The sequence below is a fragment of the Sphingomonas sp. genome, from assembly GCF_023266535.1.
Lineage (GTDB): Bacteria > Pseudomonadota > Alphaproteobacteria > Sphingomonadales > Sphingomonadaceae > Sphingomicrobium.
Window position 1 is genome coordinate 1 of record NZ_JAHFPY010000015.1, and the last position, 22,374, is coordinate 22,374.

The window sequence follows — 22,374 nt, forward strand, 5'->3', positions numbered from 1 at the left end:
CGGAGAAGTTGCCGGTCCTGGCAGTGCCGGCGACCCGGCAGCGGTCGCAGATAACGGAAATCGTCATCGGATATTTTGAACCAGAAACGCGACGAGTAGGACAGCAAAAAGAGGCGCGGTCGGGGTCAGTCCTCGGCCGCGCCGTTTGTCGACGAACGCCCGACGTTCATCGAACAAAGTTGCATCGCTGGGCGGAGCCTCTAGGGTCCGCCGCAATCCTCGGGAATGGGAAATAAATTCATGCGTTTAATCGACCGTCGCCTGTCCATCCTGCTTGCCAGCAGCTCGCTGCTGGCCGCCTGCGCGCCGAACCCGGCCGTCGAATCCGCCGCCACGCGCGAGCTGGTCGCCGCGGTCGCTCCGGCCCCGGCGCCCCCGCCAGCCGAACCGGTTCCGGTCAGCTCGCTGATCCAGGACGTGACCATTCCGCACACCCGGTTCGTGCTCGACAACGGCCTTACCGTGATCGTTCATGAAGATCACAAGGCGCCCGTGGTTGCCGTTTCCATGTGGTACAACGTCGGCTCCAAGGACGAGCCCAAGGGCAAGACCGGCTTCGCCCATCTGTTCGAACATCTGATGTTCAACGGCACCGAGAATTTGCCGGGCGACTATTTCACCTACCTGCAGCAGGTCGGCGCGACCGACTATAACGGCACCACCTCGTTCGATCGCACCAACTATTTCGAGACGGTCCCGACCGGCGCGCTCGACCGGGCGCTGTTCATGGAGAGCGACCGCATGGGGCATTTGCTCGGCGCGATCAGCCAGGGCGTGCTCGATAACCAGCGCGGCGTGGTCCAGAACGAAAAGCGGCAGGGCGACAACCGGCCCGGCGGGCTGGTCTTTTACAAGGTGCTGGAGACGCTATTCCCAGAGGGCCACCCCTATCATCACTCGACGATCGGCTCGATGGCCGACCTCGACGTCGCCAGCCTGCAAACCGTCGGCGGCTGGTTCCGCGACAAATATGGCCCAAACAACGCGGTGCTGGTGCTGGCCGGTGACATCGACGCCGCCGCCGCCCGCCCACTGGTCGAGAAATATTTCGCCTCGATCCCGCGCGGCCCGGTCAACAATGTCGCCCAGGCGGCGGTGACCCCGCTGTCCGCGCCGCAGTCGGTGGTGATGAAGGACAATGTCGCGACCACCAGCGTGTCGCGCTACTGGCCGGTGCCCGGCCTGCTCGACGACCAGCTGGTCGCGCTCGACGTCGGCGGTTCGGTGCTCGGCGGCCTCGCCAGTTCGCGGCTCGACGAGGTGCTGGTCCGCAACGAGAAGCTGGCGACCTCGGTCTCGGCCGGCCTCTTCGCTTTCCAGCGCGTCGGCATCTTCAACGTCTCGGCGACGGTCAAGCCGGGCATCGATCCGGCGGTGGTCGAAAAGCGGCTCGACGAGCTGGTCGCCGATTTCATCGCCAAGGGCCCGACCGAGGACGAGGTCCAGCGCGCGTCGCTGAGCGAAGTCGGCGGCCGCATCCGCGGGCTGGAGCAGGTCGGCGGCTTCGGCGGCAAAGCCGTGACCCTGGCCGAGGGCCAGACTTTTGCCGGCGACAGCAATTGGTATGCCCGCAACCTCGCCACCTACGCCTCGATCACCCCGGCGGCGGTCAAGGCGGCGATGGCCCAGTGGCTGACCAGGCCGGCCCTGTCGCTGCGGCTCGAGCCGGGCGCCCGGCCACCCTATGAAGAGGCCAAGTCGGTCGCCGCCAAGGGCGGCAAGCTCCCCAACAAGGACATGAAGGCCGGCAAGGCAGGTCCGAAGCGCGACGTTCCGCCGGTCGGCACGCTGACCGCGCTTGATTTTCCCGATGTCACGGTCACCCGCCTGTCGAACGGGGTCGAGCTGCAATATGCCCAGCGCAACGCCGTCCCGGTGACCCAACTGGCACTGTCGTTCGATGCCGGCGAAGCATCCGACACGCCAGGCGCGCGCGGTCTGCAATCGATGGTCATGTCGATGCTCGACGAGGGCACCACGACCCTGTCGTCGCAGAAGCTGGCCGAAGCCGAGGAGCGGCTTGGCGCCAACATCGATACCGGCAGTTCGCTCGACCGGTCGTCGGTCAGCATGTCGGCGCTGTCGGCCAATCTGGCGCCGTCGCTCGCCCTGATGGGCGACATCGTCAAAAATCCCGCCTTCGATGCCGCCGAGCTGGAACGGGTGCGCACCCAGCGCCTGACGGCGATCAAGCAGCTGCAGAAGGATCCCAATGGCATTGCCCAGCGGGTGCTGCCGACCCTGTTGTTCGGGCCCAATCACCCCTATGCCACGCTGGCCGGCGGCGATGCCGCGGCGATTGCCCGCTTCAGCCGCGATGAACTGGTCGGCTTCAAGCAAGCCTGGCTGCGTCCCGACCGGCTCAAGATCTTCGTCGTCTCGGACCGTCCGCTGGCCGAAATCCAGCCGATGATCGAAGCCGAGTTCGGGCAGTGGGCGGCGCCGGCAACTCCGGCCGGGGTCAAGCAGTTCAGCGCTCCGCCGGCGCGGCCGACGGCGCCCCGGATCGTGCTGGTCAATCGTCCGGATTCGCCGCAGTCGGTCATTTCCGGTGGTCAGCTGACGCCGGCCGACCCGCGCAACAATATCGAGGCGCTGATCGCCGCCAACGACGTGCTCGGCGGCAATTTCCTCAGCCGGATCAACATGGACCTGCGCGAAGCCAAGGGCTGGTCCTATGGCGTCAGCGGCCGGGCGCAGCTCAGCGAAAAAGCCGTGCCCTATGTCATTTCGGCGCCGGTCCAGGCCGACCGCACCGGGGATTCGATCGTTGCTCTCAACCATGACATTGCCGAATTCTTGAAGTCCAAGGGCGTCAACAACGAGGAATTCACCCGGACGATCGCCAACCGGGTCAACGCCCTGCCGGGCCAGTTCGAGACATCGGGCGCGGTTCTCGGTGCGATGATGTCCAACGACCTCTTTGGCCGGCCGACCAACTATCAGGAGTCGCTGGCGGCCAAATATCGCAGCTACACCGCGGCCAGCCTGGACCAGGCGATCCGCGGGACGATCGACCCCAACGGCTTCGTCTGGGTGGTGGTCGGCGACGCCGCCAAGGTGAAGCCGCAACTCGACAAATTGGGCATTCCGGTCGAGGTCATCGAGGCCCGCTAGGCACTGGTCGCCACGGGATTTGCGCCGAAAACATGCTTTTTCGCGCTGTCCCGTGGCGGGATCATGCTATTGTTAGGGAACAGTTTAGATAGTTTCTGCGATAGAATATCGGATTCAACGGGGTGGGAGCGGGAATGGCGATGCGCTTGCTGGCAATCCTGGGATGGCTTTTGGCGTTCCTGGCCCAGCCTGCGGCCGCGGCTACGTCGCCCGAGCTGATTTCCCTGGAACAGCAGCTGGCGGGACTGGTCGCCGGTAAATCGGGCGAGTACGGCATTGCCGCGCTCGACCTCACTTCCGGCCGGACGGTCAGCATCAACGGCGACGTCGCCTTCCCCATGGCCAGCACGGTCAAGCTGGCGGTCGCAGCCGCCTATCTGACGCAAGTCGATCATGGACGGCGCACGCTCGACCAGACGATTGCCGGCCGCAGCGCCTATTCGCTGCTGGAGGCGATGCTGGTGCGCTCCGACAATTATGCGACCGACCTGCTGATCCGCAATCTCGGCGGGCCGCAGACGGTGCAGCAGTGGGTCGACTGGCAAGGGCTTTCGGGCATCAGCGTCAACCGGACCATTGCCCAGCTGCTCAGCGATCGGCGCGACCTGCGCGATCCGCGCGATTCCAGCACGCCGCTGGCGATGATCGAGCTCTTAAAGAAGATTGAAACCGGCAATGTGTTGAAGCCGCAGAGCCGTTCCTTCCTGCAGGTGATGATGGCCCGCTGCATAACCGGCAGCAATCGCATCCGCGCCCTGCTGCCCGCCGGCACGCTGGTCGAACATAAGACCGGAACGCTCACCGGCCTGACCGATGACGTCGGGTTCATTACCTTGCCAGATGGCCGGCGGATCGCCGTTGCCATCTTCGCCCGCGGCGGCAGCGACCGCCCGCGCGGGATCGCGGAGGCCGCCCGCGCCATCTACGACGGTTTCACCGCCTCGTTCCGCTACCCGTTCGTGACCGCCTACGGCGGGCGCTGACCCCTATTCGGGGGAGTGGTTATTCTCCTGGTTCAGGCAGGCCACGTCATATTGCGAGATTGACGAGCTGTTGCGGCTGTTCTGCGGCTGCTCGCCGGCATAGCGGGTGCCGGCATTGCCGTCGGGGTTGAAGGCCGATCCGGGCGCACTCGAGGCATGGCCGGGCCGGACATCTTCACACTCGGCACCGGGTTGTCCGGTCGAATGGCTAGGACCGTTGAAATGATCCCAGCCCGTACCGTTGGTCGCGCCATGACTGTTGCCCGGCTTGGCCAGCGTCGCGCCCGGCGAAAGTGCCATTACGCCCGCGGCAAAAAGATAAACCAGTCTCTTCATGACAAGCTCCATGCGGCCGCGCAGATGCTGCGCAGGCCAAAGCCCCTGTCTTCAAAAAATGCCCCTCGCTGTTGGAAACGCTTTGGGACGAGGGAAGTTGCCCGGACCCGCTAGCTCAGCCGGGTGACGTGCCCCATTTTGCGTCCGGGCCGGGCCTCGCCCTTGTTGTAGAGGTGGAGGTCGGCGCCCGGCTCCGCCAAAATGTCGGCCCAGCGGTCAATTTCGGAACCGATCAAATTCTCCATCACGGCGCTGCCCGCGACCAGCGACGCATCGCCGAGCGCCAGGCCGAGGATGGCGCGCAGATGTTGCTCGAACTGCGAGGTATGCGCACCTTCGATCGTCCAGTGGCCGCTGTTGTGGACCCGCGGCGCAATCTCGTTGACCAGCGGTCCATCGGCGGTGGCGAAATATTCGACCGTCAGCACCCCGACATGGCCCAGGGAATCGGCAATCGCCCTGGCTGCCGCGATCGCACGATCCGCCATGGCATCGATGGCCGGCCCGGCGGGGACCGTCGAGGTTCGTAGGATGCCGCCCTCATGATGATTGCGCGTTAGGGGAAAAGCGCGGCTGGTTCCGTCCGCGGTTCGCGCGATCACCACGCTGAATTCGGCGTCGAAATTCACCCCGGCTTCGGCGACCGCGGGCTCGCGGCCAATGGCGTCCCACGCCTCCTGCGCATCTCCCGCGTCACGGATCCAGGCCTGCCCCTTGCCGTCGTAACCGTAGCGGCGGGTCTTGAGCACGACCGGCAAGCCAAGCTCCGCCACCGCGGCCTGGGCGTCTTCCAGGCTGGCAACGGCCCGCCACGGCGTCACTTTGGCGCCGGCGTCCTCCAGAAAGCTCTTCTCATCACCCCGGTCCTGGGCGACGGCCAGTGACTTGAGGCCCGGCTTCAGTCTGTCGCCAAGGACGCGCAGCGGCTCGACCGGCAGATTCTCGAATTCATAGGTGACGACATCGCAGCCGGCGCCAAACCGGCGCAGCGCTTGCTCATCGTCGAACTTTGCCCGGGTGAAATGCGCCGACACTTCGGCCGCGCAGGGCCGCTCGTGCGGGTCGAAGATATGGCATTCATAGCCGATCCGCGCTGCGGCCAGCGCCATCATCCGGCCGAGCTGGCCGCCGCCCAGGATGCCAATGGTGGAACCGGGAGCCAAAGCCACTAACGACGTCTCACTCAGGAGTCTCGGGAACGGCTGCCGTCTGCTTCGCCCGCCATTCCGCCAGCCGTGCGCCCAATGCCTCGTCGGTCGACGCCAGCACCGCCGCCGCCAGCAAAGCGGCATTGATCGCCCCGGCTTTGCCGATCGCCAATGTCCCGACCGGGATGCCGGCCGGCATCTGGACGATCGACAGCAGGCTATCCATGCCTTTCAGCGTCTTGCTCTCGATCGGCACGCCAAGCACCGGCAATTCGGTCATCGATGCGGCCATACCCGGCAGATGGGCCGCCCCGCCGGCACCGGCGATGATCAGCTTGAGGCCGCGGTCCTTGGCCGAATGGGCATAGTCGTAGAGCCGCTTGGGCGTGCGATGCGCCGACACCACGCGGCTTTCATGGATCACGCCGAGGGCATCGAGCGTTTCAGCGGCATGGCGCATTGTCTCCCAGTCGGAAGTGCTGCCCATGATGATTCCGATCAACGGATCGGCCATGACCCTTATTTCCCTACGCTAGCCCCGGGGAATTGGCGGCTTAGAGGGGCGACGCGGCTGGCGCAATCCGGGACAGGTGCAGGAATGAGAATCCACATTGTCACCCTTCTCGATTATGCGATTGGGAGCTAGTGGGGGTTGAATGGTGCACGACGTTGCCTTGGAGCAGCGCGAGCCGGCGCAATTGCTAGAGGAAATTGCACGGCTGCGGGCGGAAGTATCCAGGCTCGAATCACGGGTCGAGGAGTTGGACCGGCTCGCCCATCGCGATCCGTTGGTGCCGCTCGCCAACCGCCGCGGCATGCTTCGCGAGCTCGAAACGATGATCGCCCGCCACGAGCGCCACGGGACGCCCGCCGCGGTGCTGTTCGTCGACTTGAACGATCTCAAAGTCCTTAACGACAGCTACGGCCATATGGGCGGCGACGCCGCGCTGGTGACGGTCGCGGAAAAGCTGCTCGAAGGCACCAGGACCAACGATTGCGTCGCCCGGCTGGGCGGCGACGAATTCTGCGTGCTGCTCGATCATGCCGACGAGAAGAGCGCTCTCGAGACCGCCGAGCGGCTGGTCCACATCATCGCCGACGGCGAATGCCTGTTCGAAGGCGCGCCGATGCCGCTATCGGTGGCGATCGGCGTCACGCTGATCGAAAAGGGCGATACGCCCGCCACCGTCCTCGCTCGGGCCGACAAGGCGATGTACCGGGTTAAAGCGGCAGCATAGTAGTCCGGGGACTGCGTTGTTGCTGCCGCTGCGGCTTACCGTTCGCTAAGGTAAAAGCGGTCCTTGACCGACAAATCGTCGTTGAGCTCGTAAACGATCGGCTGGCCGGTCGGGATTTCCAGCCCGACGATGTCCCCATCGGCAATGTTCGACAGATGCTTTTCCAGCGCCCGCAGCGAATTGCCATGGGCCGAGACCATCACCCGCTCGCCGCGCTTCAGCACCGGCGCGATCTCCGCCTCATAATAGGGCAGCACGCGCGCGATCGTGTCCTTGAGGCTTTCGGTATCGGGGATGGCGATCCCCTTGTAACGCCGGTCGCCAGCCAGCTGGTAGGGGCTGTCGGCAGCCAGCGGCGGCGGTGGGATGTCGAACGAGCGCCGCCAGATCTTGACCTGCTCGGCCCCGACCCGGTCGATCATCTCCTGCTTGTTGAGCCCGGTCAGCCCGCCATAGTGGCGTTCGTTCAGCCGCCAGTCCTTGGCCACCGGCAGCCACAGCGACTGGAGCTCGTGCAGCACCAGGTGCAGCGTGCGGATTGCCCGCGTCTGCAGCGAGGTGAAGCAGCGATCGAATTCATAGCCCTTGTCGGCCAGCATCCGCCCGGCATCGCGCGCCTCGGCGATGCCCTTTTCGCTCAGATCGACGTCCCACCAGCCGGTGAAGCGGTTCTCGAGGTTCCACTGCGACTGGCCGTGGCGCAGCAGGACAAGCGTCGGCATTAGTTGGCGTCCCTTTTCAAACTACAACCGCTCATCCTGAGTAGGGGCTGAGCCGGCGAAGCCGGTTGCAGGCCCGTATCGAAGGATCGTCGCTATGCCTCGACCTTCTCGGCTGCCCCGGCGCGCTCCACCTTGGCCTGCTTCAGGTCCGGCAGGATCGCGTAGAGGCTGTCGAGGCAGGCAGCGGCGAGGTACTTCGACCGTTCCGGGCTCCAGCCATAGACCTCGTCGGGCAGGTCGAAATTGTCCTTGAACGGCATTTCCAGCGTCATCGACACGCAGCCGTAGCGCTCGGCCAGCTGGGTGGTCGACATCGACATATTGGCTTCGCCGGGCTTGGCCACTTCATAGCCCTTGCGGGTCTGGAAATCGGGCGACACCCGCTCCAGCGTCTCGCTGAACAGATGGAACAGCCGCGTCTGCCGCTCGCTGATCGACGGGATGCCCTCGAAACCGGCGAGGAAATTGGCCGGGATCGCTTCGTCGCCATGGACGTCCATGGCGAAATCGGGCGGGGTCTCGTCCATCGCATTGCGGACGAACAGCACTTCCGGGCTCTTCTCGGCCGTCGGCGCGTGCCATTCGCGGTTGAGGTTCACGCCGACCGCATTGGTGCGCAGGTGCCCGCGCCGCGACCCGTCCGGGTTCATGTTGGGGACAATGTGGAAGCTGCACTCGCGGCGCAGCACGCGCGAGACGGGATCGTCGGGATCGGTCAGCTTCTCGAGCGCTCCTTCCATCCACCATTCGGCCATCGTCTCGCCGGGATGCTGGCGGGCATAGAGCCACACATTGAGTTCGCCCTCGCCCAGTTCGAGGCAGTCGATATCCTGGCCGTCGAGGCTCTTGCCCAGGCTGCGATATTCGACGTCGGGAAGGGCGGCGACGGTCGACACCAGGTCATGGTGCCGCTCCATTGAGTAAGGCGCGAAATAGGCCACCCACACCAGGTCGGTCTCGGGCACGAAGCGGATGGTGAGGACGCCATCGGCATAGCTGGTGCCCTGGATCCGGGTCCAGTCCTCGCGGTCGAGCGACACGCAAGCCTTATAGTCGGGCCACCCGTCTGGATAGGCGGCGCTGCCGCAATTGGTCAGGCGCAGCGTGACCTCGCGGCCGCCGGCGCCGGCCAGGCGGAAATGGAACCATTGGTGAAAGTCACTCATATGGTCCTTGACGATTTCGAGGTCGATGGTGTCGCCTTGGGCGTCGACGACGCGAATGTTACCGGCGTCGAACGCGCTCGAAATCGTGATGCTCATGAATAGTCCTTGGGGTTTGGCAGATTGAACCTGTGGGCGGCCTCATAATGCCCAGTGCGGCGATGGGCAAATGGGCGAGACACCGAGCGCGGCGAGGCCGGCGCGAAGCGCCGCCCGAGCAGCGCGAAGAGCTGTCGAAGCGAGGCCGAACCTGTCTCAAGCGTTCCGCCTGCGGCGATTCCGGCAGGCGGCCGGGCGGAAATGCCTCCGGTTGGGGAATTAGTGCACTGTCACCGTAATTGGCACCGTAATCCAAAACTGTCACGTAATCCTAACGGGGCGTACTACGTGTTACATGAAATTTCAGAAAGCAATCTCTCAAATTCTTTTCGCTGATATAGAGAACTTATTTCCCTTCCTCGTAATCTGAAATCTTCCATTATTTGCGTTGAGTTATAAATATCCATCTGCACTTGTTGCGGATAGGAAAGAACTACTCGCAGCATACTCGTTGCCTCATAGTCATCTTTGGACATGACTCCTTGAATATTTTTGCGGATCGAAACATCGTTCAGGATCGCTACAGAATTTGCGTTTGTGAAAATTGGCGGTCTCTTGTGTATGTCGGCAAGATAATTATCAAGATTACACGAATAATCTGCTATTCTGCATAATTTTCCACTGGCATCCCCCCCAAAAATACTTTTTGCCATCAGTCCAAATGCTACAATAACGACAATCATTGCAATAATGAATGGCGCTTTTTTCATTGACATGTTCCTGATGTTATACTGTTAATAACACAGATTACGGTGACAGTTTACTAAATACTCGAAACACCTGCGCCATTATTTTTCTTCGGCTTCGGCCCCCTTTTCCTCGGAGCCAGCGACCGGCCGCTCAGCTGCTCCAATCGCTCGATCCATTCCGCTCCGCCTACCGGCCTGCCGGTCGTCTCCGCCATGCGCAAGGCCCGCGTCGCTTGCTGATCCTCCTCGCTGCCGAGGAAGGCCGCGAAATCGCCGACCCGATCGAGGAGCGGCGCGACCGCCGCCAGCCGATCGTCCTTCCCGGCCAGATGCGCCCTGGTGCTCGACCATTGCCAATCTTCTGCCCGATCACACAGCCTCGCTCGAACCGGATTGAGCGCGACATAGCGCGTGGCGTGGACCAAATGCTCTTCATCCATCGCTACAGCCCCATACCGCCCCTGCCACAGGTGCCCGGTCCATCGGTGCCGCGCATTGATGAAGCCGGTGTAGCGCCGGTGCGCGTCGGCGAAGATGCGGCGCAGGCCGTCCTCATCCGACGGCACGATGATCAGGTGAACATGATTGGGCATCAGGCAATAGGCCCAGATCTCGGCGCCCGAACGCCGGGATGCCTCGGCTAGCAGATCACGGTAGAGGGCGAAATCGCCATCCTCGAAGAAGGTCTGCTGGCGGCGATTGCCGCGCTGGGTGACATGATAGGGAATGCCTGGGATTACCAAACGGGCAAGACGCGCCACGCTGCCTCCGATCCCGAGCGAGGCGGAGACTAGCGGGAATATGGGGCGGCGCAAGCATGGCCTAATCAGGGACAAGTCAAACTGTCCCCAATTACCTTTCGACCAATTACCCTTTCGACGAACGGCGGTCGGCGGCACTGGCGCGCCGCCGCCGGGTCGACTAGCCCTGACCGACCTAAGCGGCGGTTAACGCCGAATGTTTTTCGGAGCCGCCAATGCGTTTGCTTGCCGCCGCCTTCCTGCTTGTTGCCGTACCATCCCTGGCGCAGGTGCCGTCGGCCGATCCGGCTATGGCCCGGCGGATCCGCGGCGATGTCGAGTTTCTCGCGTCGGACAATCTTGAGGGCCGCGACACCGGATCGCGCGGCCATGCCATCGCCGCCGACTATGTCGCGGCGCAGTTCCGGGCGATCGGGCTTGAGCCCGGCGGGGAAAAAGGCGGCTGGTTCCAGCAAGTGCCGTTCCGCCGCGCCTCCTATGAACAGCAGCCGAAACTGACCCTGATGATCGGCGGCAAGCCGGTCGCGCTCGAAGTTGGCAAGGATGCGGGCCTGCGTCCCAGCGTCATTGCCAGGTCGCGCAAGCTCAGTGCCGGCTTTGTGTTCGTCGGCTTCGGCCTCAAGGATCGGCGCTACGGGTTCGACGATTATCGCGGGCTCAACGTCAAGGGGAAGATCGTCATTGCCCTGGCGGGAACGCCGGCGGGGCTTCCTAGCGACGTCGATGCCCATCTCAAGTCGAGCAAGGATCTGGTCGCGGCGAGCGAGGGCGCGATCGGCTTTGTCGAACTCCCGCGCAACGACGGCTCGACGGGGCGGGGCGATCCGGTCCGCCGCGGCGGTCGTCCGCTGGTCGATTGGGTCGATGCCGATGGCCGGGCCGGTTCGACCCCGCCTGGCCTGCAGCTGCTGTTGAGCTTCTCGCAGGATATGGCCGCCAGGCTGTTCGACGGCGCGCCCAGGTCGCTGGCGGCGATCCGGGACGAAGCCAAGGCCAAAGGACATTTGCGCGGGTTCGAGCTCAAGCCGGTTCTCGCCGTCGAATCGGAGAGCAAGTGGGAGGATTTCACCAGCCCCGAGGTGATCGGGCTGCTCAAGGGCTCCGATCCCGCCCTCGCCGCCCAGCATGTCGTGCTGATGGGCCATCTCGACCATCTCGGCATGAAGCAGGATGCCAAGCCGGGTGAGGACGCGATCTACAACGGCGCGCTCGACAATGCCGCCGGCGTCGCGACCATGCTCGAAGCGGCGCGGCAGTTCGCCGCCCAGCCGGTGCGCCCAAAGCGTTCCGTCCTGTTCATCGCCAATACCGGTGAGGAGCGCGGCCTGCTTGGTGCGGACTATTATGCCAACCACCCGACCGTAGCGGCCGACAGCATCGTCGGGCTGGTCGATCTCGACATGCCGGTGCTGCTCTATCCCTTCACCGACGTCACGGCGTTCGGGGCCGACCATTCGACGATCGGCGCGACGGTCGCCGATGCGGGCCGGTCGATGGGGGTCGCGGTTGCGCCCGACCCGATGCCGCAGGAAGCGATCTTCACCCGCTCCGACCATTACCAGTTCGTCCGCAAGGGCGTTCCGGCGGTGCTGCTGATGACCGGCTATGCCAATGGCGGCGCCGCGGCCTGGGGATCCTATCTCGGCAAAGTCTACCACTCGCCCCAGGACGACCTCAGCCAGAGAATCGATTGGGATTCGGGCGCCCGCTACGCGCTGCTCAATTATCGCATCGCCCGCGAAATGGCCGACGCGGCGCAGCGGCCGATGTGGCTCAAGGGCGACTATTTCGGCGATCTGTTCGATGCCAAGGGGCCGCGCGCGCCTTGACTTACCGGCGCTCTCACCATAGGGGAGCCGCCGGTTTCATACCTCCGACAACCTTAGACAAACGAAGGCAGGCGTTCCGGCCATGAAGATTCGCAATTCCCTGAAGTCGCTGAAGTCGCGTCATCGCGATTGCCGGGTGATTCGCCGTCGCGGCCGGACTTACGTCATCAACAAGACGAACCGCCGCTTCAAGGCGAGACAAGGCTAAACAGCCCAGTCCGCAAGGCTTCAAAAGGCCTCCGCCTTCCCGGCGGGGGCTTTTTTGCGTCCGGAACTTGGAAAATTGTCAGCGATTCGCGCGTTCTAGCGGGTGAACGAACATTTCAGCGCGCGTTAAGCTCGATTCGCCTATCTCTCGCGGCCAAGGAGTGAGTGACATGACTCGCATGTGGAAGATTGTTCTTGGTGCTGGCGCCGTCGCCCTGGCCGCGACCGCGGCTTCGGCGGCCTATGCCCAGGCGACCCCTAGCAACGACCAGGCCACCCCGAACAGCTTCAATTGGGAAATCAAGGACGGCAAGCGCGTGCCCAAGGGCAATCGCGTGACCAACGCTGACGGCAGCTGGCGCGAGGAAATCCGCCAGGGCAAATGCGTCACGATCAAGGAAAAGTCGGCAGCGGGTGAATATAAGGAAACCCGCAAGTGTGACGAGTAGCCTGTGGCTGGCTAGCCCGCGCTGTTGGTGAGTTTGATATTCTCGAGCCCGGTGCCGCCCTCGGTGCCGGGCTTAACTTTGCAGGCCGGCAGGCCGACTTTCTCATTGTCATCGCAGAGGCGGACCTGGACGCTGTCGTTGGCGGCGATAAATAAGGCCCATTGGCGTTCATCAGCGCAGCGGGCGGTCCACATGTCCATGTCCTTGTAGCGGGTGACATAGCCGGTCGAGACGATCCGCGCGCAGGTCAGTCCCTGGTCGGCGATGGCACGCTTGAGGGCGATCGCCCGGTCGAGATCGTTCAGGTTGAACAGCTGCTGCTGCGCCTCGCTGCGGACCATGATGTCGTTCTGTACCGGTTGCTCGGCCGGCGCGCCGCCCTTGCAGCTGGTCAGCATGATCAGGGGAAGCATCAGGGCCGCGCTACGCATCTTCTTCTCCTTCTCAGCGCCAACGCTGCTGCTTGCCTTAGGCTCCCGACCGCCGGCGCTGCAACATTGCCGCGACCATATTGGGATTTGCGCCATCGGCCAGGGCAACGAAAATCGTGTCGTCTCCGGCCAGCGTCCCGGCCACCTCTTCCAGCCCGGCCGCATCGAGCGCGTTGGCGACCAAATTGGCCGATCCGGGCGGCGTTTTCAGCACCAGCAGGTTCCCCGCCGGAATGATCGCATCGACCCATTCGGCGAGCAGCCGGTCGAGCTTGGCGGCGGCATGGCCGGGTTCGACCTGGTCGGGCATGACATAGCGGATCGATCCGTCGCGCTTCAGCTTGACCGCTCCCAGCTCCAGCAGGTCGCGGCTGACCGTTGCTTGCGTCGCGGCAATCCCGGCCAGTGACAGGCGCGCAACCACTTCCTCCTGGCTGCCGACGCGAAACTCGCGCAGCCAGTCGGCAATCAATCGCTGGCGCTGGCTTTTGCTGGACATGACGCCGCCTCCTCGATGACCATCGTACCGATCCCTTCATCGGTGAACAGCTCGACCAATATGGCATGTTCGGCGCGGCCGTCGATCATGTGCGCGCTGCCGGTGCCGCCCTCGACCGCTTCGGCGCAGGCGATGAGCTTCGGGATCATGCCGCCGGTCACGCTGGCATCGTCGATGCGCCTCCGCGCCTCGGATGCCGTCAACCGATGGACCAGCGTTGTCGGATCTTGCGGATCCTCGAGCAGGCCCGGCGTCCCGGTCAGATAAATGATCTTTTCCGCCTGCATCGCTACCGCGATGGCCCGGGCGGCATCATCGGCATTGATGTTGTATGACTGGCCCGTCGCGTCCGCGCCGACCGTCGACACCACCGGAATCAGCCCGTCATCGTGGAAATCGTGAAGCAGTGCGCCGCGAACCTTGGTCACGCGTCCGACAAAGCCGAGCCGCTCGTCGACCGGCTCGACCTCGAGCAGCCGCCCGTCCTCGCCGGCAACACCGATCGCCACTGGCTCGAGCGCGTTGATCGCGGCGACCAGTTCGCGGTTGGTCTTGCCGACCAATACCATCCGGACAATGTCGAGCGTGTCGGCGTCAGTCACGCGGAGGCCATCGACCCGCTTGACCTCGATCCCCGCTTTGGCCATTTCGACATCAATCTGCGGGCCGCCGCCATGGACCAGCACCGGGCGGATGCCAACCGAGTGGAGCAGCAAAATGTCCTTGGCCAGGCTGCGCATGCGTTCCGGGTCGGTCATCGGCAGTCCGCCGACCTTGACGACGATGGTCTTGCCGGTGAAGCGGCGGATGTAGGGCAGTGCCTCGATCAGGATGCGCGCGGTGTCGTTGGCATTCATCATGACGTCGCCGCATTTTCCTTGATGTAGCCGGGGCCGAGGTCGACCGACACCGCGCGGCCCTTGCCGCTGCCGAGGCCCAGGTCGACGACGATGTCGATTTCGTCGCCCTTCATATGGGCGCGAACCTTGTCGGCATCATGCGGGATTTCGACGCCTGCCTCGGCGACCTTGATTCTGCCGTAGCTGACGGCGGAGCATTCGGTTTCAAACTCGACGCCGCATGATCCCGCTTCGGCCAACAGCCGGCCCCAATAGGCGTCGGCGCCATACCAGCTGCATTTGATGAGGTTATTGTTGCTGATCGAACGCGCGACATGGCGCGCTTCGGCATCGCTCGCCGCGCCGATGACGTTGACCACGACCAGCTTGGTCATGCCCTCGGCGTCGCGCGCCATCTGCAGCATCAGCTCCTCGCACACTTGCCGCACGTCATCCTCGAACTTGGCAAGGTCGGCGGGCCGGCCCTTCCGCCCGCTGGCGAACAGCATGACCGTGTCATTGGTCGAGGTGGCGCCGTCGGTGATCAGCGCATTGAACGTCGCATCGGCGGCGCGGAACAGGATCGGCTTTAGCTCTTCGGGCGTAAGCTCGGCGTCGGTGGTAAGGAAGGCCAGCATCGTCGCCATGTTGGGCGCCAGCATGCCGCAGCCCTTGGCCATGCCGCCGACGGCATAGCCATCGCGGACGAACTGCGCCTCCTTTGGCCTGGTGTCGGTGGTGAGGATGCCCTTGGCCGCGTCGCGGTGCCCGTTCCGGGTCAGCGCCTTACCGAGCGCCGGGACGGCGGTCAGGATCTTCCGCATTGGCAGCCGGTAACCGATGAGCCCGGTCGAGCAGACCAGCATGTCGCGGCGATCGCAGCCGATCGCTTTGGCCGCCGAGGCGCACATTTCCTCCGCATCCTCGCGCCCTTTGGCCCCGGTGCCGGCGTTGGCGTTGCCGCTGTTGACCACCACGCCCGCCGCATATCCACCCGAAACCGTCAGCCGCTCCAGGCTGGCCTCGACCGGTGGTGCGCGAAACTTGTTCTGGGTGAACACCGCGGCGGCCGGAACCGGCTTGCCGTCATCGGTTGCCAGCAGCGCCATATCGCGGCGCCCGCCGGTCTTGATCCCGGCGGCAAGGCCCGATGCGACAAAGCCTTCGGCAAGAGTGACGCTCACGGATAGACTCCCATGTTCGACAGGCCCGCCGTCTCTTCGAGGCCGAGCATCAGATTGGCGCACTGAATCATCTGACCGGCCGCGCCCTTGCCGAGATTGTCGATCGCGGCGAGCGTGACGACGGTGCCAGTGCGCTCGTCAAAGCGCGCGCTGAGGAAGGCGGAGTTGGAGCCGGTCGCCCACTTGGTCTCGGGCGGGGTCTCGCCGACATGGACGAAAAGCTCTCCGGCGTAGGCTTCACGCAATATTGCCAGTGGGTCGCTTGGACTTGTGGCCCTGGCATAGCAGTTGGCGAGGATGCCCCGGCTGGCAGCCATCAGGTGCGGGGTGAACAGCACCTCGGCGCCGGACACCATTTCCATCTCGGCGGTGTGGCGATGCTTGATGAGGCCGTAGGCGCGGTAGCTGCCGTCGACGCTGCAGAAATGGGTGCCGGCGTTGGCCGATCGCCCGGCGCCGCTAACGCCCGAAGCGGCATCGACGATAATGCCCTGTTTCTCGATCACGCCCGCATCGACCAGCGGCTTCAGCGCCAGATTGGCGGCGGTCGGGTAGCAGCCGGGGGCGGCAACCAGCTTCGAGCCCCTGATTTCTTCCCGGAAGAATTCGGGCAGGCCGTAGGTGAAGCTACCGAGCAGCTCGGGGCGGGCGTGCGGCTCGCCATACCAGCGCTCGAACTCGGCGGCGCTGTCGAGGCGGAAGTCGGCGCCGAGGTCGACCAATGGAATATCAGGGGCAAGCAGCTCGTCGGCCAGCCGCTGCGTCTCGCCATGGGGCAGGGCGGCAAGGATCAGGTCGCAGCCCCGTAACTTCGTCGCATTCCAGGCTGAAAATTCCATCTGCGGATAGGCCAGCGCCAGGTGCGGATGGACTGACGCCACCATTTGCCCGGCGTTGGATGCGCCGAACGCGACGCCGACCTCGATCGCCGGATGCTGGGCGATGAGGCGCATCAATTCGCCGCCGACATAGCCGGAGGCGCCGAAGATCGTGGCACGAATCATGCGCGTCATATGCATATTCATGCATGAATATGCAATTACTCAGTCGCGATATTCGATTTTTACCTTGGAGGCCGCGGCGACCGCGCGGTCCTTCGCCCGCTCAACGTCCGTATCGCGCGCCAGCGCGACGCCCATCCGCCGGTTCTTGAGCGTGTTGGGCTTGGCGAAAATCCGCACATCAACCGGCCTGCCCGGTTCCCCGGTCGCCAACGCTTCCACCACGCCCGCAAAGCCGAAATCATGGCTCTCCCGGTCCGCCAGAATCACCGCCGAGGCCGACGGCCCGCCGAGCTCGATCGCCGGGATTGGCAGGCCGAGGATCGCGCGGAGGTGAAGCTCGAACTCATTGGGGCTCTGGCCGATCAGCGTGACCATGCCGGTGTCATGCGGGCGCGGGCTCAGCTCGGAGAAGATCGCCCGGTCGCCGCAGATGAAGAATTCGACTCCGAAGATCCCCCATCCGCCCAGTGCTTCGACGACCTTGCGCGCCTGGTGCCGGGCCGATCCCAGCGCCGCCTCGGAAATCGCCGCCGGTTGCCAGCTCTCGCGGTAATCACCGCCCTCCTGGCGATGGCCGATCGGCGGGCAGAACAGGACGCCATCCCTGGTCGCGACCGTCAGCAGCGTGATCTCGCTGTCGAAGGCGATGAATTCTTCGACGATCACTCGCGGCCGGTCGCCGCGCATATTGGCCACCGCATAGTCGAACGCGGTGCCCAACTCTTCTTCGGAGCGCGCGACGCTCTGGCCCTTGCCGCTCGACGACATGACCGGCTTGACCACGGCAGGACGGCCGACCGTCGCCGCAGCGGCGATCGCTTCGTCGCGGGTCTCGGCGAACAGGTAGCGCGAGGTGGTGAGGCCGAGTTCCTGTGCGGCGAAATCGCGGATGCCGTCGCGGTTCATGGTCAGCTGGACCGCCTTGGCCGACGGGACGACGTGCCAGCCCTCGCGCTCCAGTTCGGCCAGCGTCGCCGTGTCGATCGCCTCAATCTCCGGAATGATATAGTCGGGTCGATGCTTCTCGACCGCTGCCCGGAGCGCCGCCCCGTCGAGCATCGGGAACACCTCCCGTGCGTCCGCCAGCTGCATCGCCGGGGCATTGTCGTAGCGGTCGCAGGCAATCACCCGGCAGCCGAGCCGCTTGGCGGCGATGGTGAATTCACGGCCCAGTTCGCCCGAGCCAAGCAGCATGATCGTTGAGAGGTACATGCATGCCACCTAGCGGGCTTGCGCGAAGTTGGGGAGGCGGCAATGTTCCCACCGATCCATGAAAGGCTCCGCCATGCGCCGACTTGCCGCCCTTGCCCTCATTCCCCTCATCGCCGCCGCACCCGCCGCCAAGCCCAGGACGCCCAGCGAGATCGTCGCCGCCGCGCCCCGGGCAGACTGGCGCGAAGTCCCCGCCGAAGACCTCGTCATCTTCGAGCTTCAGGGCGGCAAGAAGGTGGTGATGCAATTGGCGCCGGCCTTCGCGCCGGTCCATGTCGCCAATATCCGCGCCTTGGCTCGCGGCGGCTGGTGGGACAGCGCCAACATCTACCGGGTCCAGGACAATTATGTCGTCCAGTGGGGCAATAATGAGAGCGACAAGGCCTTCCCGGCCGGCGTCGTCGCGAAGCCGCCCGCCGAATATCATCGCGCCCGCAAGGGCCTGGCGATTACGCCGTTGGGTTCGCCCGACGCCTATGCGCCGGCCGCCGGTTTCGCTGCTGGTTGGCCGGTCGCCTATGATCCCAAGGCGGGCACCGCCAACCTCGCCCATTGCTATGCGATGGTCGGCGTTGGCCGAAACCTCTCGCCCGATACCGGCAGCGGCGGTGAGCTTTACGCGGTGATCGGCCATGCGCCGCGCCATCTCGACCGCAACATCGCACTGGTCGGCCGGATCGTGGCCGGCTTTGAGGCGATGAGTTCGCTGCCGCGCGGTACGGAGGCGCTCGGCTTCTACAAGGAACGCTCGTCGGACGTCCCGATCGTCAGTGCCAGGCTGGCGGCCGACCTGCCCGCCGCGGAGCGCCCGCGCTTCGAATATCTGACCGGCCCGTCCTTCGCCGCTTATTTGCACGCACGAAAAAACCGGCAGGACGATTTCTTCATTCGTCCTGCCGGCGGTGCGGATCTCTGCAATATCAACGTACCGGTGAGGCCCGTGCCGGCGGGCTAGGCCGCCCAGGCCGAATCCGTGACCCGGTTGCGGTGCTGGATGATCACCGCCGACTTGTGATGGCGCATGCTGGCTTCGGCCAGCGGCAAGGCGGTGGCGCAGAAGGCGCATTCCGCCGACATCCGGCCGATCAGCCATTGGGTCCTGCCGCAGCCCGGGCAGTGATTCACTTCATGCTCACGATAGACGACATGATAGCCGCGCCCGGCCGGGTCATGCTTCATCTGCAGGTCGCTCAGTGTGGGAACTGAAGCCATGTGGAGTTCCTTTCGGCCCGATTGAACGAGCGAAGCCAAGCCCGGTTTCATGGTTACGGTCCTTATAAGGATCGCAGTCCCTCTGCGGGACGGGCGTTAAGCGCTGGAATGGCCGCCAGGAATGCCGCCAGCACCGCCAGCAGGATCGCGCCGAGCGGGATAAGCCCCAGCGTCAGCCAGTCCGGATTGAACGGGAATTCGAAGATATCGACGACGATCAGCCGGGCGGCGATTGCTCCCACAGCGAGGGCGGTCAGCGCCACCGCCGCCGACAGCAGCGCGAACTCAATCAGCTGGCTGCGGGTTACCTCGGCGCGGGTTGCCCCGACCAGGCGCAGCAGGACGATGTCGCGGCCGCGCCGGCGCCGGGTGGCCACGACCGACCCGGCCAGCACGATCATCCCCATCAAGATGGCGAAGCCGGTTGCGATCCTCACCGCCCCGTCGATCGACTGGAGCAGCGACTTCACCTGCACGACGATGTCCGACACGCGGATGGCGCTGACCATCGGCAGCTCGGCAGCCAGCTTTCGCTCGAAGGCGATGGTCGAGGTGCCGGGCGCGGGGGAGGCGGTGGCCATCAGCGTATAGGGCGCGGCCTCGAGCGAGCCTGGCGCGAAGATGATGGCGAAGTTGAAGCCCATGCTGCGCCAGTCGATCTCGCGCAGCGAAGCGATGCGGGCCTCGATCGGTCGGCCGAGGACGGTGACGGTCAGCGTGTCGCCGACCTTGAGGTTGAGCGCGGTCGCCGCATCGGCATCGATGCTGACCAGCGGGGCCCCATGATAATCCTTGGGCCACCATTGGCCGGAGACGATCCGGTTGGCCGGCGGCAGGTCGCGAGCGAAGGTCAGGCCGCGGTCGCCGCGCAGGATCCAGGCGCCTTCCGGGATGTTGCGCATCTCGGTCACGCGCACGCCGTTGACCGCGGTCACCGGCCCTCGCAGCGACGGCACCAGCCGCAGTTCGGCGCCTGGCAGGTCATTGGCGGCGATTGCCCTGAACCTTGGCTCCTCAACGCGCGGAATATCGACCAGGAACAGCGCGGGGGCCTTCTTCGGCACCGTCGTATCGATCTCGGCGAGGATGCTCGATGCGGTTCCGGCCAGGGTGACGAGCAGGGTCAGGCCGAGGCCGAGCGACACCGCCAGCCGGCCGGTGGCCGCGCCGGGCCGGTCGAGCGCGGCGATGCCGAGCCTGGTTACCGGACTGCCCAGATGCTTGGCCGCCCTGGCAATGCGACGGACCGCGACTCCGACCAGCGCTAACAGGCCGCACGCCAGCGCGATGCCGCCCAATCCCTCGGCGGCGAACCATGGATCGCTGGCGCCACTGATCGCGATGACCGCCGCCAGCGCCAGCGCAATCACCGGCGGCACAAAGCTAGGCCAACGGGCGGGCTCGGCACTGCCGACGTCGCCGCGGAGCAACCGGGCCGGTCTGGTGTCGCCGGCGCTGGCGACCATCCGCCAGCTGGCGGCGAAGCTGATCAGGACTCCAAATACTGCAGCCTTGCCCAGTGCGGCCCACTGCGGCGCGGTATCCGGCGCGACGGGCAGCAGGGCCGCCGTGAACTGGCCGACCAGGGCCGGAGCGAAGGCGCCGACCGCAAGTCCGGCGACAATGGCCGTCGCGGCGATCAGCCCGATCTCGGTCAGCAGCAGTCCAGTGACCGTTCGGCGGCTGGCTCCGACCAGCTTCAGGATGGCAATGGTTGGGCGCCGTGACGCGGCAAAGGCCGCGGCCGCGCTCGACATGCCCAGCCCGCCGATCGCCAGCGCCGACAGTGCCACCAGCAGCAGCATCTGGCCGAGCCGGTCGATGAAGCGCCTGGTGCCCTGGCCGGCTTCGTCGCGGCCGGTCGCGCGCCAGCCGCTGTCCTGGAACTGGCGCTGGAAGGCCTTGCCGGCTTCGTCCGGATCGGCGCCGGCCGGCATCAGGATGCGATAGCTGGTCGAGCTGATGCTGCCCGGCTGGATCAGCCCGCTTTGGGCAAGTCCCGCCTCGTCGACGATGGCCGGCGGGGCGAGGGCGAAGCCGCTCCCGCCCGGAGCCTTGGTCAGGATCGATACGATCCGATAATTGGCATGACCGAGCCGGACTGTCTGGCCGAGCCGCAAATCGAGGCGTTCGACGACCTCGCGGCCAAGCGCCACCTCGGCGCCTGCCGGCCGCCGTCCACCTGGTCCCCAATCGACCGCGCCGGCCAGCCGCCAATTGGCATCGACGCCCGTTAGCTCGACCAGCTGCGTGGCTCCGCTTCCCGCAACCAGCATCGACCGGGTGGTGACGCTCTTCGAGGACCGGCCGATCCGCTCGATCGCCGCCTTCTCGTCGGCGGAGGCATCGCGCTGGGCGACCGACAGCATCAGGTCACCGCCCAACAGGTCGCGGCCATTGGCGGCAATGGCGCTGTCGACCGAGGAAGCCAGGCTGGTGACCGATGCGAGGCCGGCGATCGCCACGGCCAGGCAGATCCACAACAGGCCAAGTCCCTTCAGCCCGCCGCGCAGGTCGCGCAGCGCCAGGTTCAAAATCTGCCTCACGCGGCGAGCAGCCCGTCGGCCATGTGCAGGATGCGGTCGGCGCGGGCGGCGACGGCCTGGTCGTGGGTGATTACCAAAAGCCCAGCGCCGGCAGCCCCGGCCCGCTCGAACAGCAGGTCGATGATCGCTGCGCCGTTGGCGCTGTCGAGATTGCCGGTCGGTTCGTCGGCCAGCAGCAATTGGGGCCGGGGCGCGGTCGCCCGGGCAATCGCCACCCGCTGCTGTTCGCCGCCCGACAGCTGCGCTGGATAGTGCGCCAGGCGATGGCTGAGGCCGACAGTTTCGAGTTCGAAAGCGGCGCGATCCTTGGCGTCGGCCACGCCGGCCAACTCCAGCGGCACGGCGACATTCTCCAGCGCGGTCATGGTCGGCAACAGGTGGAAGGCCTGGAGGATGATTCCGACCGACCGGCCGCGCAGCCGCGCCAGCCGGTCTTCGTTGAGATCGGCGATATCCTGCCCGCCAAGATGCACTGCGCCGGAATCGGCCCGTTCCAGGCCGGCAACGACCGCCATCAGGCTGCTCTTGCCCGAGCCCGATGGCCCCAACACGGCGACCTTCTCGCCGGGCTGGAGGGTTAGGCTGACGCCTTTCAATATTTCGGTGCGGACGTCGCCCTCGCCCAGGGTCAGGCGGACGTCATTCAGGTCAATCAGCGGCTGGCTCATGGTTTGAGTAGCTAGGAAGCTTGCGGGCCCGTCACAAT

Annotated in this window: 23 protein-coding genes; 7 read left to right on the top strand and 16 right to left on the bottom strand. The window is 65.2% G+C overall.

Going from position 1 to position 22,374, the window contains the following annotated elements; translation table 11 throughout:
* Positions 1-240: 240 nt before the first annotated feature.
* Both Q0C64_RS03625 and Q0C64_RS03630 read left to right on the top strand, forming a co-directional pair.
* Complete coding sequence (locus Q0C64_RS03625) at positions 241-3,117, top strand: pitrilysin family protein (protein WP_294120889.1); 2,877 nt, start codon at positions 241-243, stop codon at positions 3,115-3,117.
* A 134-nt stretch (positions 3,118-3,251) separates the two neighbouring features.
* On the top strand, positions 3,252-4,100 hold the full coding sequence (locus tag Q0C64_RS03630; protein WP_294120890.1) for a serine hydrolase: 849 nt from the start codon (positions 3,252-3,254) through the stop codon (positions 4,098-4,100).
* Between the two features lie 3 nt (positions 4,101-4,103).
* On the opposite strand, the gene Q0C64_RS03635 is transcribed toward Q0C64_RS03630, so the two are convergent.
* The 3 genes from Q0C64_RS03635 to purE all read right to left on the bottom strand — a co-directional run bounded on the left by Q0C64_RS03635 (position 4,104) and on the right by purE (position 6,098).
* Positions 4,104-4,436: a hypothetical protein gene (locus tag Q0C64_RS03635; RefSeq protein WP_294120892.1), complete on the bottom strand. Its 333-nt coding sequence runs from the start codon at positions 4,434-4,436 to the stop codon at positions 4,104-4,106.
* Positions 4,437-4,546: 110 nt separating this feature from the next.
* Complete coding sequence (locus Q0C64_RS03640; protein ID WP_294120893.1) at positions 4,547-5,605, bottom strand: 5-(carboxyamino)imidazole ribonucleotide synthase; 1,059 nt, start codon at positions 5,603-5,605, stop codon at positions 4,547-4,549.
* A gap of 10 nt (positions 5,606-5,615) precedes the next feature.
* Positions 5,616-6,098, bottom strand: coding sequence for a 5-(carboxyamino)imidazole ribonucleotide mutase (purE, locus tag Q0C64_RS03645; RefSeq protein WP_294120895.1), 483 nt, complete (start codon positions 6,096-6,098; stop codon positions 5,616-5,618).
* A 142-nt stretch (positions 6,099-6,240) separates the two neighbouring features.
* Between purE and Q0C64_RS03650 the strand changes: the two genes are divergently transcribed.
* Positions 6,241-6,822, top strand: a complete 582-nt coding sequence (locus tag Q0C64_RS03650) for a GGDEF domain-containing protein (protein WP_294120896.1) — start codon at positions 6,241-6,243, stop codon at positions 6,820-6,822.
* Between the two features lie 35 nt (positions 6,823-6,857).
* On the opposite strand, the gene gpmA is transcribed toward Q0C64_RS03650, so the two are convergent.
* The 4 genes from gpmA to Q0C64_RS03670 all read right to left on the bottom strand — a co-directional run bounded on the left by gpmA (position 6,858) and on the right by Q0C64_RS03670 (position 10,256).
* Complete coding sequence (gene gpmA / locus Q0C64_RS03655; RefSeq protein ID WP_294120897.1) at positions 6,858-7,544, bottom strand: 2,3-diphosphoglycerate-dependent phosphoglycerate mutase; 687 nt, start codon at positions 7,542-7,544, stop codon at positions 6,858-6,860.
* A 92-nt stretch (positions 7,545-7,636) separates the two neighbouring features.
* On the bottom strand, positions 7,637-8,806 hold the full coding sequence (locus Q0C64_RS03660) for a M14-type cytosolic carboxypeptidase (RefSeq protein WP_294120898.1): 1,170 nt from the start codon (positions 8,804-8,806) through the stop codon (positions 7,637-7,639).
* A gap of 284 nt (positions 8,807-9,090) precedes the next feature.
* Entirely contained in the window at positions 9,091-9,516 is a 426-nt protein-coding gene (locus Q0C64_RS03665; RefSeq protein ID WP_294120899.1) for a hypothetical protein, read from the bottom strand.
* Positions 9,517-9,569: 53 nt separating this feature from the next.
* Complete coding sequence (locus Q0C64_RS03670) at positions 9,570-10,256, bottom strand: transposase (protein WP_294120900.1); 687 nt, start codon at positions 10,254-10,256, stop codon at positions 9,570-9,572.
* A gap of 215 nt (positions 10,257-10,471) precedes the next feature.
* Here Q0C64_RS03670 and Q0C64_RS03675 point away from each other — a divergent pair, with 215 nt between their 5' ends.
* The 3 genes from Q0C64_RS03675 to Q0C64_RS03685 all read left to right on the top strand — a co-directional run bounded on the left by Q0C64_RS03675 (position 10,472) and on the right by Q0C64_RS03685 (position 12,741).
* On the top strand, positions 10,472-12,085 hold the full coding sequence (locus tag Q0C64_RS03675; RefSeq protein WP_294120901.1) for a M20/M25/M40 family metallo-hydrolase: 1,614 nt from the start codon (positions 10,472-10,474) through the stop codon (positions 12,083-12,085).
* Between the two features lie 82 nt (positions 12,086-12,167).
* Positions 12,168-12,293, top strand: a complete 126-nt coding sequence (gene ykgO, locus Q0C64_RS03680; protein WP_006833921.1) for a type B 50S ribosomal protein L36 — start codon at positions 12,168-12,170, stop codon at positions 12,291-12,293.
* A 169-nt stretch (positions 12,294-12,462) separates the two neighbouring features.
* Positions 12,463-12,741: a hypothetical protein gene (locus Q0C64_RS03685; protein WP_294120902.1), complete on the top strand. Its 279-nt coding sequence runs from the start codon at positions 12,463-12,465 to the stop codon at positions 12,739-12,741.
* Between the two features lie 11 nt (positions 12,742-12,752).
* On the opposite strand, the gene Q0C64_RS03690 is transcribed toward Q0C64_RS03685, so the two are convergent.
* The 6 genes from Q0C64_RS03690 to purT are packed head-to-tail and all read right to left on the bottom strand — an operon-like array spanning position 12,753 to position 17,910.
* Entirely contained in the window at positions 12,753-13,172 is a 420-nt protein-coding gene (locus Q0C64_RS03690) for a hypothetical protein (protein ID WP_294120903.1), read from the bottom strand.
* A gap of 37 nt (positions 13,173-13,209) precedes the next feature.
* Entirely contained in the window at positions 13,210-13,671 is a 462-nt protein-coding gene (locus Q0C64_RS03695; protein WP_294120905.1) for a hypothetical protein, read from the bottom strand.
* Positions 13,641-14,531 (bottom strand): acetylglutamate kinase, encoded by an 891-nt coding sequence (argB, locus tag Q0C64_RS03700; protein ID WP_294120907.1) that lies wholly within the window; start codon positions 14,529-14,531, stop codon positions 13,641-13,643. The genes Q0C64_RS03695 and argB overlap by 31 nt, the downstream gene beginning before the upstream one ends.
* Positions 14,528-15,694 (bottom strand): bifunctional glutamate N-acetyltransferase/amino-acid acetyltransferase ArgJ, encoded by a 1,167-nt coding sequence (gene argJ, locus Q0C64_RS03705; protein WP_294120908.1) that lies wholly within the window; start codon positions 15,692-15,694, stop codon positions 14,528-14,530. The genes argB and argJ overlap by 4 nt, the downstream gene beginning before the upstream one ends.
* Positions 15,691-16,698, bottom strand: coding sequence for an N-acetyl-gamma-glutamyl-phosphate reductase (gene argC, locus Q0C64_RS03710; RefSeq protein ID WP_294120909.1), 1,008 nt, complete (start codon positions 16,696-16,698; stop codon positions 15,691-15,693). The genes argJ and argC overlap by 4 nt, the downstream gene beginning before the upstream one ends.
* Before the next feature lie 39 nt (positions 16,699-16,737).
* A complete protein-coding gene (gene purT / locus Q0C64_RS03715) occupies positions 16,738-17,910 on the bottom strand; it encodes a formate-dependent phosphoribosylglycinamide formyltransferase (protein WP_294120910.1) in 1,173 nt (390 codons plus the stop codon).
* 73 nt (positions 17,911-17,983) lie between these two features.
* Here purT and Q0C64_RS03720 point away from each other — a divergent pair, with 73 nt between their 5' ends.
* Positions 17,984-18,865: a peptidylprolyl isomerase gene (locus Q0C64_RS03720; RefSeq protein ID WP_294120911.1), complete on the top strand. Its 882-nt coding sequence runs from the start codon at positions 17,984-17,986 to the stop codon at positions 18,863-18,865.
* Here the strand turns inward: Q0C64_RS03720 and Q0C64_RS03725 are convergent.
* The 3 genes from Q0C64_RS03725 to Q0C64_RS03735 form a co-directional block, all read right to left on the bottom strand.
* Positions 18,862-19,122 carry a hypothetical protein gene (locus tag Q0C64_RS03725; protein WP_294120912.1) on the bottom strand — a complete coding sequence of 87 codons (261 nt, stop codon included), beginning with the start codon at positions 19,120-19,122 and terminating at the stop codon, positions 18,862-18,864. The two genes, Q0C64_RS03720 and Q0C64_RS03725, sit on opposite strands and share 4 nt — an antisense overlap.
* Positions 19,123-19,184: 62 nt before the next feature.
* On the bottom strand, positions 19,185-21,668 hold the full coding sequence (locus Q0C64_RS03730; RefSeq protein ID WP_294120913.1) for an FtsX-like permease family protein: 2,484 nt from the start codon (positions 21,666-21,668) through the stop codon (positions 19,185-19,187).
* The gene (locus Q0C64_RS03735; RefSeq protein WP_294120914.1) at positions 21,665-22,336 is read right to left on the bottom strand and encodes an ABC transporter ATP-binding protein; all 672 of its coding nucleotides are present in this window, start codon (positions 22,334-22,336) and stop codon (positions 21,665-21,667) included. Before Q0C64_RS03735 ends, Q0C64_RS03730 begins: the two co-directional genes overlap by 4 nt.
* Positions 22,337-22,374: the final 38 nt, after the last annotated feature.

Bases quoted from the DNA above. Each gene is read 5' to 3' on its own strand.
- Q0C64_RS03720 (WP_294120911.1), top strand. From the start codon at position 17,984: ATGCGCCGACTTGCCGCCCTTGCCCTCATTCCCCTCATCGCCGCCGCA.
- purT (WP_294120910.1), bottom strand. From the start codon at position 17,910: ATGTACCTCTCAACGATCATGCTGCTTGGCTCGGGCGAACTGGGCCGT.
- Q0C64_RS03635 (WP_294120892.1), bottom strand. From the start codon at position 4,436: ATGAAGAGACTGGTTTATCTTTTTGCCGCGGGCGTAATGGCACTTTCG.
- Q0C64_RS03665 (WP_294120899.1), bottom strand. From the start codon at position 9,516: ATGAAAAAAGCGCCATTCATTATTGCAATGATTGTCGTTATTGTAGCA.
- Q0C64_RS03650 (WP_294120896.1), top strand. From the start codon at position 6,241: ATGGTGCACGACGTTGCCTTGGAGCAGCGCGAGCCGGCGCAATTGCTA.
- Q0C64_RS03630 (WP_294120890.1), top strand. From the start codon at position 3,252: ATGGCGATGCGCTTGCTGGCAATCCTGGGATGGCTTTTGGCGTTCCTG.
- argC (WP_294120909.1), bottom strand. From the start codon at position 16,698: ATGATTCGTGCCACGATCTTCGGCGCCTCCGGCTATGTCGGCGGCGAA.
- Q0C64_RS03695 (WP_294120905.1), bottom strand. From the start codon at position 13,671: ATGTCCAGCAAAAGCCAGCGCCAGCGATTGATTGCCGACTGGCTGCGC.
- Q0C64_RS03685 (WP_294120902.1), top strand. From the start codon at position 12,463: ATGACTCGCATGTGGAAGATTGTTCTTGGTGCTGGCGCCGTCGCCCTG.
- Q0C64_RS03675 (WP_294120901.1), top strand. From the start codon at position 10,472: ATGCGTTTGCTTGCCGCCGCCTTCCTGCTTGTTGCCGTACCATCCCTG.
- ykgO (WP_006833921.1), top strand. From the start codon at position 12,168: ATGAAGATTCGCAATTCCCTGAAGTCGCTGAAGTCGCGTCATCGCGAT.
- purE (WP_294120895.1), bottom strand. From the start codon at position 6,098: ATGGCCGATCCGTTGATCGGAATCATCATGGGCAGCACTTCCGACTGG.
- Q0C64_RS03690 (WP_294120903.1), bottom strand. From the start codon at position 13,172: ATGCGTAGCGCGGCCCTGATGCTTCCCCTGATCATGCTGACCAGCTGC.
- gpmA (WP_294120897.1), bottom strand. From the start codon at position 7,544: ATGCCGACGCTTGTCCTGCTGCGCCACGGCCAGTCGCAGTGGAACCTC.
- Q0C64_RS03725 (WP_294120912.1), bottom strand. From the start codon at position 19,122: ATGGCTTCAGTTCCCACACTGAGCGACCTGCAGATGAAGCATGACCCG.
- Q0C64_RS03660 (WP_294120898.1), bottom strand. From the start codon at position 8,806: ATGAGCATCACGATTTCGAGCGCGTTCGACGCCGGTAACATTCGCGTC.
- Q0C64_RS03735 (WP_294120914.1), bottom strand. From the start codon at position 22,336: ATGAGCCAGCCGCTGATTGACCTGAATGACGTCCGCCTGACCCTGGGC.
- argB (WP_294120907.1), bottom strand. From the start codon at position 14,531: ATGATGAATGCCAACGACACCGCGCGCATCCTGATCGAGGCACTGCCC.
- Q0C64_RS03625 (WP_294120889.1), top strand. From the start codon at position 241: ATGCGTTTAATCGACCGTCGCCTGTCCATCCTGCTTGCCAGCAGCTCG.